The sequence below is a fragment of the Streptomyces sp. NPDC092369 genome (assembly GCF_044755245.1).
GTDB lineage: Bacteria > Actinomycetota > Actinomycetes > Streptomycetales > Streptomycetaceae > Streptomyces.
The window spans coordinates 52,879-65,604 of the sequence record NZ_JBIVQP010000005.1; the positions used below are offsets into that span (position 1 = coordinate 52,879).

General features: G+C 69.6%; 13 protein-coding genes and 2 tRNA genes. 7 read left to right on the top strand and 8 right to left on the bottom strand.

Translation table 11 applies throughout. The features are described 5' to 3' along the window. Positions 1-274: 274 nt before the first annotated feature. Positions 275-526 (top strand): DUF3073 domain-containing protein, encoded by a 252-nt coding sequence (locus ACIQI8_RS28470; RefSeq protein WP_402356152.1) that lies wholly within the window; start codon positions 275-277, stop codon positions 524-526. 72 nt (positions 527-598) lie between these two features. On the opposite strand, the gene purM is transcribed toward ACIQI8_RS28470, so the two are convergent. The 5 genes from purM to ACIQI8_RS28495 form a co-directional block, all read right to left on the bottom strand. After that, entirely contained in the window at positions 599-1,681 is a 1,083-nt protein-coding gene (gene purM / locus ACIQI8_RS28475; RefSeq protein ID WP_402356154.1) for a phosphoribosylformylglycinamidine cyclo-ligase, read from the bottom strand. A gap of 44 nt (positions 1,682-1,725) precedes the next feature. After that, complete coding sequence (gene purF, locus ACIQI8_RS28480; RefSeq protein ID WP_402356157.1) at positions 1,726-3,252, bottom strand: amidophosphoribosyltransferase; 1,527 nt, start codon at positions 3,250-3,252, stop codon at positions 1,726-1,728. Positions 3,253-3,313: 61 nt separating this feature from the next. Then, positions 3,314-3,760, bottom strand: a complete 447-nt coding sequence (locus ACIQI8_RS28485) for an META domain-containing protein (RefSeq protein WP_402356159.1) — start codon at positions 3,758-3,760, stop codon at positions 3,314-3,316. A gap of 88 nt (positions 3,761-3,848) precedes the next feature. Then, on the bottom strand, positions 3,849-4,646 hold the full coding sequence (locus ACIQI8_RS28490; protein ID WP_402356162.1) for a sterol carrier family protein: 798 nt from the start codon (positions 4,644-4,646) through the stop codon (positions 3,849-3,851). 32 nt (positions 4,647-4,678) lie between these two features. Continuing rightward, a complete protein-coding gene (locus tag ACIQI8_RS28495; RefSeq protein ID WP_402356165.1) occupies positions 4,679-5,275 on the bottom strand; it encodes an O-methyltransferase in 597 nt (198 codons plus the stop codon). A 201-nt stretch (positions 5,276-5,476) separates the two neighbouring features. Between ACIQI8_RS28495 and ACIQI8_RS28500 the strand changes: the two genes are divergently transcribed. Beyond that, positions 5,477-6,610, top strand: a complete 1,134-nt coding sequence (locus ACIQI8_RS28500) for an FAD-dependent oxidoreductase (protein ID WP_402356168.1) — start codon at positions 5,477-5,479, stop codon at positions 6,608-6,610. 61 nt (positions 6,611-6,671) lie between these two features. Here the strand turns inward: ACIQI8_RS28500 and purL are convergent, their stop codons facing one another. The 3 genes from purL to purS are packed head-to-tail and all read right to left on the bottom strand — an operon-like array spanning position 6,672 to position 9,867. Beyond that, positions 6,672-8,930: a phosphoribosylformylglycinamidine synthase subunit PurL gene (gene purL, locus ACIQI8_RS28505; protein ID WP_402356171.1), complete on the bottom strand. Its 2,259-nt coding sequence runs from the start codon at positions 8,928-8,930 to the stop codon at positions 6,672-6,674. Next, a complete protein-coding gene (gene purQ / locus ACIQI8_RS28510) occupies positions 8,927-9,607 on the bottom strand; it encodes a phosphoribosylformylglycinamidine synthase subunit PurQ (protein ID WP_280876191.1) in 681 nt (226 codons plus the stop codon). The genes purL and purQ overlap by 4 nt, the downstream gene beginning before the upstream one ends. Next, complete coding sequence (gene purS / locus ACIQI8_RS28515; RefSeq protein ID WP_123999135.1) at positions 9,604-9,867, bottom strand: phosphoribosylformylglycinamidine synthase subunit PurS; 264 nt, start codon at positions 9,865-9,867, stop codon at positions 9,604-9,606. Before purS ends, purQ begins: the two co-directional genes overlap by 4 nt. A 291-nt stretch (positions 9,868-10,158) precedes the next feature. Between purS and ACIQI8_RS28520 the strand changes: the two genes are divergently transcribed. The 5 genes from ACIQI8_RS28520 to ACIQI8_RS28540 all read left to right on the top strand — a co-directional run bounded on the left by ACIQI8_RS28520 (position 10,159) and on the right by ACIQI8_RS28540 (position 12,713). Beyond that, complete coding sequence (locus ACIQI8_RS28520) at positions 10,159-10,476, top strand: Lsr2 family protein (RefSeq protein ID WP_402356175.1); 318 nt, start codon at positions 10,159-10,161, stop codon at positions 10,474-10,476. Between the two features lie 141 nt (positions 10,477-10,617). Continuing rightward, positions 10,618-10,689: transfer RNA gene (locus ACIQI8_RS28525), tRNA-Gly, on the top strand. A gap of 80 nt (positions 10,690-10,769) precedes the next feature. Further along, positions 10,770-10,842 (top strand) — tRNA-Gly (locus ACIQI8_RS28530). Positions 10,843-10,986: 144 nt separating this feature from the next. After that, complete coding sequence (locus ACIQI8_RS28535) at positions 10,987-11,934, top strand: ABC transporter ATP-binding protein (protein ID WP_402356178.1); 948 nt, start codon at positions 10,987-10,989, stop codon at positions 11,932-11,934. After that, complete coding sequence (locus ACIQI8_RS28540) at positions 11,931-12,713, top strand: ABC transporter permease (RefSeq protein WP_402356181.1); 783 nt, start codon at positions 11,931-11,933, stop codon at positions 12,711-12,713. The genes ACIQI8_RS28535 and ACIQI8_RS28540 overlap by 4 nt, the downstream gene beginning before the upstream one ends. Positions 12,714-12,726: the final 13 nt, after the last annotated feature.

A 12,726-nucleotide genomic window follows, 5' to 3' on the forward strand; every position in this document is an offset into this window, starting at 1 on the left:
CCGGTACCCGTCGGCGGGCAGTTGGAGAGAACTCTCACGTCCGTCGGCGGGTCGCCCGCGAAGAAGTGGTTAAAATTGCGGTTGACCAGCGGGGACGGGGCGCCTCGCAGGGGGTGGACCCGGGCCCGTCGTGCGGGCGACGTACCGTATGGGCGCGGGCTCAGGTACCGTGGAAGCCCTACGGACCGGTCTCTCCACGGAGAGTCCGTTCCAGATCATGAACGCGTGTCAAGACTCTGGGGCCGTCGAGCCCCGTCACCGAGGGGGTCGAGCCATGGGGCGCGGCCGGGCCAAGGCCAAGCAGACGAAGGTCGCCCGCCAGCTGAAGTACAACAGCGGCGGGACTGATCTGTCGCGTCTGGCCAACGAGCTGGGCGCTTCGACTTCGAACCAGCCGCCTAACAGCGAGCCGTTCGAAGAAGAGGACGACGAAGACGACCCGTACTCCCAGTACGCGGATCTCTATAACGACGACGAGGACGAGGACGACGAGTCCGGTCCTACGTCTCAACGCCGCGGCGCTTGACTATCCAGCGTTGCTTGACCCGGTCCATGCGGTTACCCCCGCCGGACCGGGTTTTGCGCTGCTTGGTGAGCTTCAGCTCGCGTAGTCGCCGATGAGCGCCGCGCCCGTCGCGTGGTCGCCGCGTTCGGTGATCTCGCCGGTCACCCATGCCTCGACGCCGCGGTCCGCCAGGGTCGCCAGGGCCACGTCCGTGGACTCCTCGGGGACGATGGCGATCATGCCCACGCCCATGTTGAGGGTCTTCTCCAGCTCCAGGCGCTCGACCTGACCGGTCCTGCCGACCAGGTCGAAGATCGGGTCCGGGGTCCAGGTGGCGCGGTCCACGACGGCGTGCAGGCCGTCGGGGACGACGCGGGCGAGGTTCGCGGCGAGGCCGCCGCCGGTGACGTGCGAGAAGGCGTGCACCTCGGCGGTGCTCGTCAGCGCCAGGCAGTCCAGCGAGTAGATCTTGGTGGGCTCCAGGAGCTCCTCGCCGAGCGTGCGGCCGAGCTCGTCGATCCGCGCGTCCAGGGACAGGCCCGCCTGGTTCAGCAGGACATGCCGGACCAGCGAGTACCCGTTCGAGTGAAGACCGGAGGACGCCATGGCGATCACCGTGTCACCCGTACGGATGCGATCGGGGCCCAGCAGCCGGTCGGCCTCCACCACGCCCGTACCGGCGCCGGCGACGTCGAAGTCGTCCTCGCCGAGCAGTCCCGGGTGTTCGGCCGTCTCGCCGCCCACCAGGGCGCAGCCGGCGAGCACGCAGCCCTCCGCGATGCCCTTGACGATGGCGGCGACCCGCTCGGGGTGGACCTTGCCGACGCAGATGTAGTCGGTCATGAACAGCGGCTCGGCGCCGCACACCACGATGTCGTCCATGACCATCGCGACCAGGTCGTGGCCGATGGTGTCGTAGACGCCCAGCTGCCGGGCGATGTCGACCTTGGTGCCGACGCCGTCGGTCGCGGAGGCGAGCAGGGGACGCTCGTAGTTCTTCAGGGCGGAGGCGTCGAAGAGGCCGGCGAAACCGCCGAGGCCGCCGAGGACCTCGGGGCGCTGGGTCTTCTTGACCCACTCCTTCATGAGTTCTACGGCGCGGTCGCCCGCGTCGATGTCGACGCCCGCTGTCTTGTAGGAAGCGGCTGCGGAGCTGGCACCGGTTGTCTCAGGCATGACGGTGAGAACCTTCGTGTCGTACTGCGGGTCTGACGGGCGGTCTACGGGCGACGGATCGCGTCGGCCGCGGCCGTGGCTGCCGGACCGGCGGCCAGTTCGGTCTCCAGGAGCTGCTTGCCCAGCAGTTCGGGGTCCGGGAGCTCCATCGGGTACTCGCCGTCGAAGCAGGCGCGGCAGAGGTTCGGCTTGGCGATGGTGGTCGCCTCGATCATGCCGTCGATGGAGATGTACGCCAGGGAGTCGGCGCCGAGCGAGGTGCCGATCTCGTCGATGGTCATGCCGTTGGCGATCAGCTCCGCGCGCGTGGCGAAGTCGATGCCGAAGAAGCAGGGCCACTTCACGGGCGGGGAGGAGATCCGGATGTGGACCTCGGCCGCGCCGGCCTCGCGGAGCATGCGCACCAGGGCGCGCTGGGTGTTGCCGCGCACGATGGAGTCGTCGACGACGACCAGGCGCTTGCCCTTGATGACTTCCTTCAGCGGATTCAGCTTCAGGCGGATGCCGAGCTGCCGAATGGTCTGCGAGGGCTGGATGAACGTACGGCCCACGTACGCGTTCTTCACGAGACCCGCGCCGAAGGGGATGCCGGACGCCTCCGCGTAGCCGATGGCGGCGGGGGTGCCGGACTCCGGTGTCGCTATGACCAGGTCGGCCTCGACCGGGGCTTCCTTCGCGAGCTTGCGGCCCATCTCCACGCGGGAGAGGTAGACGTTGCGGCCGGCGATGTCGGTGTCGGGGCGGGCCAGATACACGTACTCGAAGATGCAGCCCTTGGGCTTCGCTTCCGCGAATCGCGAGGTGCGCAGGCCGTTCTCGTCGATGGCGACGAACTCGCCCGGCTCGATCTCGCGGACATAGGCGGCACCGCAGATGTCGAGGGCGGCGGACTCGGAGGCGACGACCCAGCCGCGCTCCAGCCGGCCCAGGACCAGGGGGCGGATGCCCTGCGGGTCGCGGGCCGCGTAGAGGGTGTGCTCGTCCATGAAGACGAGGGAGAAGGCGCCGCGCACCTTGGGGAGGACCGTGTGGGCGGCCTCCTCGATGGTCAGCGGCCTGCCGTCCTCGTCCGACTGGGCGGCGAGCAGCGCCGTCAGCAGGTCGGTGTCGTTGGTCGCCGCGACGCGCGGGGTGCGGCCCTCCTGCTTGGGCAAGTCGGCGACCATCTCCGCGAGCTGCGCGGTGTTGACCAGGTTGCCGTTGTGGCCGAGCGCGATGGAGCCGTGCGCGGTGGCACGGAACGTCGGCTGGGCGTTCTCCCACACGGAGGCGCCGGTGGTCGAGTAGCGGGCGTGACCGACCGCGATATGACCCTGGAGCGAACCGAGCGAGGTCTCGTCGAAGACCTGGGAAACGAGCCCCATGTCCTTGAAGACGAGGATCTGTGAGCCGTTGCTGACCGCGATTCCCGCGGATTCCTGGCCTCGATGCTGTAGGGCGTAGAGCCCGAAGTAAGTGAGCTTGGCGACCTCTTCACCGGGAGCCCAGACTCCGAAGACGCCGCAAGCGTCCTGGGGTCCTTTCTCGCCGGGGAGCAGATCATGACTGAGTCGACCGTCACCACGTGGCACGGCACCGAGTGTAGGCGAGATCGACCACTGGTCCGAATTGGGGTTACTCGCCGGTAGTGGATCACTCGGCAGCGACGGCTCGGACGCTCGTGCCGTTTTCGCTGGTCAGCGTGAGGGTGTCGTGATCGACTCGGTAGCCGACTCGGCCGTCGAAGAGGTCCAGCAGCGAGCGTTCGGTGCCCATGAGTGAGGCGTCGCACATCATTCGGGTGGTGGAGGAGCGGCCGAGCGTGATGTGTCCGGCGCGTACGGTGGCCGTCGCGTTGACGGCGTTGCAGCCGAGCCGGCCGCCGACCTTGCCGCTCTTGGCGTCGAAGGAGAGGTGCGGCTTGCCCTGCGCCTTCTTGGTCGTACCGTCCGCGGTGATGTCCTGGACCCGCCAGTCCACACCGGTGACGGGCCGCTCGGCGTCGACCGAGCCGCTGCCTCCGGTCGCCTTCTCGCTGCCGCACGCCACGACGAGCGGGAGGATGGTCAGGACGGCGAGGGTGAATCGCTGTGTGTCCATGGGGATGGGACGGGAGGGACGCGGGACGGGTTCCCTGCGGGATGCCTGAGTCGCTTCACCTCATGATCGCGGGCTGCCTGTGGCCGCCTCACCCCATGATCGGCAGCAGGCCGCCCAGATCCGACCGCTCGCCGCTCGCGCTGACCTTCGCCTCCGCCACAGCGTCCTTCCACCGTGTCCGCCCGGTCGCGAGCCGGAGCCAGGTCAGGGGGTCGGTCTCGACGACGTTCGGCGGGGTGCCGCGGGTGTGCCGGGGCCCCTCGACGCACTGCACGACGGCGTACGGCGGGATGCGCACCTCCGTCGTCGCGCCGGGGGCCTTCACGGCCAGGGCATCGGCGAGCAGCCGGGTGCAGGCGGCGAGGGCCTGGCGGTCGAACGGGATGTCCAGACCGGGAACGGCCGCGTTCAGGTCGTCGGTGTGGACGACCAGTTCGACGGTACGGGTGACCAGGTAGTCGGCGAGGGGCATGGCGCCCGCGTTGGTCTCCAGCAGCCGGGTGCCGGGGTGGGTGTCGAGGTGGCCGGTGAGAGTCCGCTCGATGTCGGCGAGATAGGCGTCGAGGTCGGGGTGCCGCTCGGCGAGCGTCCGTGTGAAGTCGTCGATGGCGGCGGAGTTGGCCGCGGTGGCGAAGGGCCAGTCGAGGAGCACGGTGTCCTGCGCCGGCGGTGCCGGCCGCTCCAGGGAGCGGTGGACGGCGGTGACCGCCATGCCGATGTGCGCGACCAGCTCCCGTACGGTCCATTCGCCGAGCCGGGTGGGGAGCGCGAGCTGCTCGGGGGTGAGTGTCCTCACGGCCTGACGTACGTTCCCGAACTGGGCGAACACCGCGATGCGGGTCTTGACGGGGTCGTACGTACGCGCGCGCTTCTTGGCCGTGGGCATGGCGGTGAGCCTAATCGTCGGGGCGGGACGGCTCACGGCGTTTTCGGTCCCCTCTCCCCGCGCACCGCCATGACCAGACCGCTCGACCAGGCCAGGCGCACGGACCGGAGATCCGGGCGTCCCTCCACTTCGCCCACCAGGCGCTTCACGGCGTCCTTGTGGGCCTGCGGCCAGTCAGGCTGTGGGAGCAGGTCGTCGATCAGATAGGTCCCGCCGGGCGCCACCAGGTCCAGGGCCCGTTCGAGGTGGGTGAACTTGCCGGGCCAGGTGTCCGCGAACACCAGGTCGAAGGGCTCGCCGTCGTACTCCTCCAGCCATGCGCCCGCGTCCGCCGTCACGAAGGTCACTCTCGGGTCCGCCCCGAGCTCCGCGCGGGCGATCGCCTGGACGGTGTCGTCGAGTTCGACGGTGACCAGCCGAGAGGCCGCGTCCATCCCGCTCAGGAGCCAGGCGGTGCCTTCGCCGACTCCGGTGCCGAGTTCGAGCACGCGGCCCGCCGGCCGGGCCGCCGCGAGCACGGCCAGCAGACTGCCGGTCCGCTCCTCGCACGACCTGGTGAAGCCCGCCTCCCGAGCGGCAACGCGCAAGGAAAGGAGGGCAGTTGGCGAGGTGATCGGGGTGTCGTCCATCCAGGGATGATGCGAGCGCCGCGCCTCCCGCGCAACAGCGGTGTCGGTCGGGTGTCGGCCGTGTCGGACAGCCGTCGGGGGGTTGTCGGCCGTGCAGGTCGCGCGTCGGCGGACTGTCGGTGCGCGCTGGAACCGTTCCGGAGTACCCGCCGGGCGACCGTCCGGCAGGCCCGCGACACGCACGACACGCAAGGAGTCGTCATGACCACTCACGTCACGATCATCGGCGCCGGACTCGGCGGACTGACCCTCGCCCGCGTCCTGCACGTGCACGGCATCCCTGCCACGGTCTACGAGGCGGAGGCCTCACCGAAGGCCCGGCTGCAGGGCGGGATGCTCGACATCCACGACTACAACGGCCAACTCGCTCTGAAGGCGGCCGACTTGATGGACGAGTTCCGGGCGATCATCCTGGAGGGCCGCCAGGCGACCCGCGTGCTCGACCGGGACGGAACCGTCCTGATGGACGAGCCCGACGACGGCAACGGGGGCCGTCCCGAAGTGCAGCGCGGCGAGTTGCGGCAGATCCTGCTCGACTCGCTCCCGGCCGGCACCGTCCGCTGGGGCCACAAGGTCAGCGGCACCCGCACCCTCGACGACGGCCGCCACGAGGTCACCTTCGCCGACGGCGACGTCCTCGTCACGAGCCTGCTCGTCGGCGCGGACGGCGCCTGGTCGCGGGTGCGGCCGCTGCTGTCCGACGCCACTCCCGAGTATGTCGGCCGGTCGTTCGTCGAGACCTACCTGTACGACGCCGAGACCCGGCACCCCGCCGCCGCGAAGACCGTCGGCGGCGGATCGCTGTTCGTGCTCGCCCCGGACACGGGCACGAGCGGGAAGTGGATCGCGGCGCACCGGGAGAGCGGCGGGACGCTGCACGCCTATGTGACGCTGGCCGAGCCGCAGGAGTGGTTCGCCGGCATCGACTTCACCGACTCCGCCGCGGCCACCGCCCGGATCGCCGCGGAGTTCGAGGGCTGGGCCCCCGAGATCACCGCCCTGATCACCGACAGCGACACCGCCCCGGTCCTGCGGCCCCTCAACTCGCTGCCTATCGGGCACAGTTGGGAGCGGATACCGGGAGTGACCCTGCTCGGTGACGCCGCCCACCTCGCGCCGCCGGACGGCGAGGGCGCCAACCTGGCCATGCAGGACGGTGCCGAACTCGGCCTGGCCATCGCCGCGCACCGCGGCGACATCGAGGCCGCGCTCACCTCGTACGAGGACGCGCTGTTCCCTCGTAGCGCCGCGGCGGCGGCCGCGGCCGTGGCCACCAACGAAGCCATCGGCCAGGAGCTGATCAACGCCTTCGGCCGCGACGCGCAGGGGGCATGAGAAAGCGTTCGTGGAACGGTCACCGGGACCGTTCCACGAACGCCTTCGTCCACCTGACGTACTACGCCAGCAGCGCCGGGATCGTCGCCTCGTGCGCCTCGCGGAGCTCCGCAAGGGAGAGCGCGAACTCGCCCTGGACGTCGACCGCGTCACCGTCGACGACACCGATGCGGGTGGCGGGGAGGCCCCGCGCGCCGCACATGTCGTTGAAGCGCAGTTCCTCCGAGCGCGGGATCGCGACGACCGCGCGCCCCGCCGACTCCGAGAAGAGGAACGTGAACGCGTCGAGTCCGTCCGGGACGATCAGCCGCGCGCCCTTCTCACCGAGCAGCGCCGACTCGACCACGGCCTGGATCAGACCGCCGTCGGACAGGTCGTGCGCCGAGTCGATCATGCCGTCGCGGGACGCGGAGATCAGGATCTCGGCCAGCAGCCGCTCCCGCTCCAGGTCGACCTTCGGGGGCAGCCCGCCGAGGTGGTCGTGGACGACCTGCGACCAGGCCGAACCGCCGAACTCCGCACGCGTGTCGCCGAGGAGGTAGAGCAGCTGGCCCTCCTCCTGGAAGGCGACCGGCGTGCGCCGCGCGACATCGTCGATGACGCCCAGCACCGCGACCACCGGGGTCGGGTGGATGGCCGCCTCGCCCGTCTGGTTGTAGAGGGAGACGTTGCCGCCCGTGACCGGCGTGCCCAACTGCTGGCAGGCGTCGGCCAGTCCACGGATCGCCTCCGCGAACTGCCACATCACCGCCGGGTCCTCGGGCGAACCGAAGTTCAGGCAGTCGGAGACCGCGAGGGGCTTCGCGCCGGTCGTCGCCACGTTCCGGTACGCCTCGGACAGCGCCAACTGGGCGCCCGCGTACGGGTCCAGCTTCGCGTAGCGGCCGTTGCCGTCCGTCGCGATGGCGACCCCGAGCCCGGTCTCCTCGTCGATGCGGATCATGCCCGAGTCCTCGGGCTGGGCCAGCACCGTGTTGCCCTGCACGAAGTGGTCGTACTGGGACGTGATCCACTTCTTGGAGGCCTGGTTGGGAGACGCGACCAGCTGCAGGACCTGCGACTTCAGTTCCTCCGAAGTCCCGGGCCGGGCAAGCTTGTTGGCATCGTCCGCCTGGAGCGCGTCCTGCCACTCGGGGCGGGCGTACGGGCGCTCGTAGACCGGGCCGTCGTGGGCCACGGTCCGCGGGTCGACGTCGACGATCTTGCCGCCGTGCCAGAAGATCTCCAGCCGGTCGCCGTCGGTCACCTCACCGATGACGGTGGCGATGACGTCCCACTTCTCGCAGATCTCCAGGAAGCGCTCGACCTTCGCCGGCTCGACGACCGCGCACATGCGCTCCTGCGACTCGCTCATGAGGATCTCCTCGGGCGAGAGCGTGGAGTCGCGCAGCGGTACGTCGTCCAGGGTGACCGTCATGCCGCCGGAGCCGTTGGACGCCAACTCGCTCGTGGCGCAGGACAGTCCGGCCGCGCCGAGGTCCTGGATGCCGACGACCAGCTTCTCCTTGAAGGCCTCCAGGGTGCACTCGATGAGGAGCTTCTCCTGGAAGGGGTCGCCGACCTGGACGGCGGGGCGCTTGGAGGGCTTGGCGTCGTCGAAGGTCTCGGACGCGAGGATCGAGGCGCCGCCGATACCGTCGCCGCCGGTCCTGGCGCCGTACAGGATGACCTTGTTGCCCGCGCCGGACGCCTTCGCGAGGTGGATGTCCTCGTGCCGCATCACGCCGATGGCACCGGCGTTGACCAGCGGGTTGCCCTGGTAGCAGGCGTCGAAGACGACCTCGCCGCCGATGTTCGGCAGACCGAGGCAGTTGCCGTAGCCGCCGATGCCGGCGACGACACCGGGCAGCACCCGCTTGGTGTCGGGGTGGTCCGCCGCACCGAACCGCAGCGGGTCCACGACCGCCACCGGCCGCGCGCCCATCGCGATGATGTCGCGGACGATGCCGCCGACGCCCGTGGCCGCGCCCTGGTAGGGCTCCACGTACGAGGGGTGGTTGTGCGACTCGACCTTGAAGGTGACCGCGTAACCCTGGCCGACGTCGACGACACCGGCGTTCTCGCCGATGCCGACGAGCAGCGCGTCGGACTGCGGGGCCTTCTCGCCGAACTGGCGGAGGTGGACCTTGGAGGACTTGTACGAGCAGTGCTCGGACCACATGACCGAGTACATGGCGAGCTCGGCGCCGGTGGGCCGGCGGCCGAGGATCTCCACGACCCGCTCGTACTCGTCCTTCTTCAGGCCCAGTTCGGCCCAGGGCAGCTCGACGTCGGGGGTCTCGGCCGCGTGCTCGACCGTGTCCAGAGGCGTCCTGCTCATGCGTTGACCAGCTTCTTGAGGATCGAGGTGAAGAAGGGCAGGCCGTCGGTGCGGCCGGAGCCGATGAGCGGCTCGACGGCGTGCTCCGGGTGCGGCATGAGGCCTACGACGTTCCCGGCGGCGTTCGTGATGCCGGCGATGTCGCGGAGCGAACCGTTGGGGTTGAAGTCGACGTAGCGGAAGACGACCCGCCCCTCGGCCTCCAGCTCGTCCAGCGTGCGCTCGTCGGCGACGTACCGGCCGTCCATGTTCTTCAGCGGGATGTGGATCTCCTGGCCGGACGCGTAGTCGCTGGTCCAGGCGGTGCCCGCGTTCTCCACCCGCAGCTTCTGGTCGCGGCAGATGAAGTGGAGGTGGTTGTTGCCGAGCATCGCGCCCGGGAGGAGATGGGCCTCGGTGAGGATCTGGAAACCGTTGCAGATGCCCAGGACCGGGAGTCCCGACTTCGCCTGCTCGATGACCGTCTCCATCACCGGCGAGAACCGGGAGATGGCTCCGGCGCGCAGATAGTCGCCGTAGGAGAAACCGCCGGGAAGGACAACCGCGTCGACCTGGTGAAGGTCCTTGTCCTTGTGCCACAGAGCGACCGGTTCGGCACCCGCGAGGCGGATCGCGCGCTGGGTGTCACGGTCGTCGAGACTTCCCGGGAAAGTGACGACGCCAATACGAGCGGTCACTTCGCGGCCTCCGCCACTTCTTCGACCTTGACCGTGAAGTCCTCGATCACCGTGTTGGCGAGGAAGGATTCCGCAAGATCGTGGATGCGGGCGAGCACGGCCTCGTCGACCGGTCCGTCAACTTCCAGTTCGAATCGCTTTCCCTGACGTACATCGGAGATGTCTTCGAAACCCAGGCGCGGCAGGGCACGCTGGACCGCCTGGCCCTGGGGGTCGAGGATCTCCGGCTTGAGCATGACGTCGACTACGACGCGTGCCACTGGCACTCCCGGTGTTGTGGTGCTGAGCAGGTTCCTGCGGGTCTTCGACAGGTGGCTTCAGACTACCCGCACAAAATTTCTACGCGGGTAGCGTTGGAGGAAGCTACGTGATGGCCGTCACGGCCCGGCGCGCCGACACCCGTTCACGAAAAGATCCAGGAAAGATCCCAGATCGACACCCGATACCTATTGCGCTCAGGACGCGCGGGAGGATTTAGTCAAGCTTCACATTGCATTGCTGAGCACTGTACAAATGAATTGGCAACGTGCCGTACGAAGGGACCGATATTCGTGGCGCAGAAGGTCGTGGTCACTCTCTTTGACGACATCGACGGCTCGGAAGCGGCGGAAACGATCGCCTTCGGACTGGATGGCAAGTCGTACGAGATCGACCTGAATGAATCCAATGCCAAGAAACTGCGTAAGGCGCTCGAGCCCTACGTGGACGCGGGCCGCAAGCGCTCGAAGTCGGGCAAGGCGTACCGGCAGACGGAGGTGGCCCCCGACCCGGCGGCCGTCCGCGCCTGGGCGCAGGCGAACAAGATGGACGTGCCCGCACGCGGCCGGATCCCCAAGAAGGTCTACGAGGCGTTCAGCGCGGCACAGTGAGCTGCCGCGAGTGAACCGCCGCGTTCGACGACGGGTCATCCGCCCCTCGGGAGACCCGACTTGCGCTGCACCCCTGATGGTCAGCTAGAGTTCGGAGCACGCCGAGGGGCGAGGCCGACAGGCCGAACCCACGAGGTACACGCGGGTGTAGTTCAGTAGCAGAACATCCCCCTTCCAGGGGGAAGGCGCAGTGTGCAATTCCTGTCACCCGCTCTGCATCGCCGTCCTGTCCGCTCCGGTGGATCAGGTAGGCTGATGCCCGCGCCGATCGGTGGGAGCCGGTCGGAGGCAGTGCGGACGTAGCTCAGTTGGTAGAGCGCAACCTTGCCAAGGTTGAGGTCGCCAGTTCGAACCTGGTCGTCCGCTCACTTCACGAAGGCCCCGGTCATCGACCGGGGCCTTCGTCGTGTCTCCGGCCTGTCCATCGCCGCGGTTTCTTCTGACATTTGTCATACGCGGCGATGACAGCACGCACTGCCCTCTCCTCCCGATCGCCGGGACGCTTGAGGCATGGATAACGACGAACACGAACACGTGATTGAGGTCACTGACCTGCGACGTGTCTACGGGGGCGGGTTCGAGGCCGTACGCGGAGTCTCCTTCCATGTGGACCGGGGCGAGGTCTTCGCACTGCTCGGGACCAACGGCGCCGGCAAGACGTCGACGGTCGAGGTGCTGGAGGGCCTCGCCGAGCCCGCCGCGGGATCGGTGCGGGTGCTGGGGCACGACCCTTACGAGGAGCGCTCCGCCGTGCGGCCCTTCACCGGCGTGATGCTCCAGGAGGGCGGCTTCCCGTCCGAGCTGACCGTCGAAGAGACCGCCCGGATGTGGGCGGGGTGCGTGAGCCGGGCCCGGCCGCCGCAGGAGGCGCTGGAACTGGTCGGTCTGCACCGGCGGGCCGACGTACGGGTGAAGCAGCTGTCCGGCGGTGAACGGCGCCGCCTCGACCTGGCGCTCGCGGTGCTCGGCCGGCCCGAGGTGCTGTTCCTGGACGAGCCGACGACCGGCCTGGACGCCGAAGGGCGCCGGGACACCTGGGAGTTGGTGCGCGCGCTGCGCGACGGCGGCACGACCGTGCTGCTCACCACGCACTACCTGGAGGAGGCCGAGGACCTCGCCGACCGGATCGCGATCATGCGCGAGGGGCGGATCGCGGCGACCGGGACCCCGGCCGAGGTGACCGCCGCCCAGCCCTCCCGGATCTCCTTCCGGCTGCCGGACGGCTACTTCCTGGGCGACCTGCCACCGCTCGGCGAACTCGGGGTGACCGGTCACGAGGTGGACGGCAGGGTCGTACGGCTGCGGACGAGGGAACTGCAGCGGGCGGCCACCGGGCTGCTGGTGTGGGCCGAGCGGGCCGGGGTCGAGCTGCGGAACCTCGATGTGCGGTCGGCGTCGCTGGAGGAGGCGTTCCTGGGGATCGCGCGTGAGAAGGACAAGGAAGAGGTGGCGGCATGAGTACCCTCGCTCTCAGTCCCGCCCGGCGGCGGCGGATGCAGGCGCTGGCGCGGGCCGAGCTGACGCTGCTCGGGCGCAATCGCAGTGCGGTGGTCACGGCGCTGCTGGTGCCGCTCGCGCTGCCGTTCAGCGTGCGGCCCACGCTCGACCAGATGGACCTCAAGGCCGAGGGACTGAGCGTCGGCACGGTGCTGCTCACGGCCGCCGTCGGCTTCTCCCTCCTGTTCGCCGTCTACTCGTCCCTGGTCAGCGCCTACGTGGCCCGCCGCGAGGAGCTCGTCCTCAAGCGGCTGCGCACCGGCGAGGTCGGTGACGCCGAGATCCTCGTCGGCACCGGGCTGCCGGCCGTGTGCCTCGGTCTCGCCCAGTCCCTCCTCCTCGTCGTCGCCTGCGTGGTGCTCTTCGACACGGGGGCGCCCAAGGCGCCGTATCTCACCGTCCTGGGGCTGCTGCTCGGCCTGGTGCTGTGCGCGGCGCTGGCCGCGCTCACCGCGACCTACACGCGGACCGTGGAGAGCGCGCAGGTCACCGCGTTGCCGCTGCTGTTCCTCTCCATGCTCGCTTCGGGCATCGCGATCCCCCTGGAGGCCCTGCCGGGCCGGGTGGCGGACGTGTGCGCGTATCTGCCGCTCTCCCCCGTGATCCGGCTGGTCCGCGGCGGCTTCACCGGTGAGCTGAGCGGGTACGAGGCGCTGGGCACGACGGCGACCGCGCTGGCCTGGACCGTGCTCGCGGTGTTTGCTGTACGCCGGTGGTTCCGGTGGGAGCCGCGGCGGTGACCTACGGGGGCGC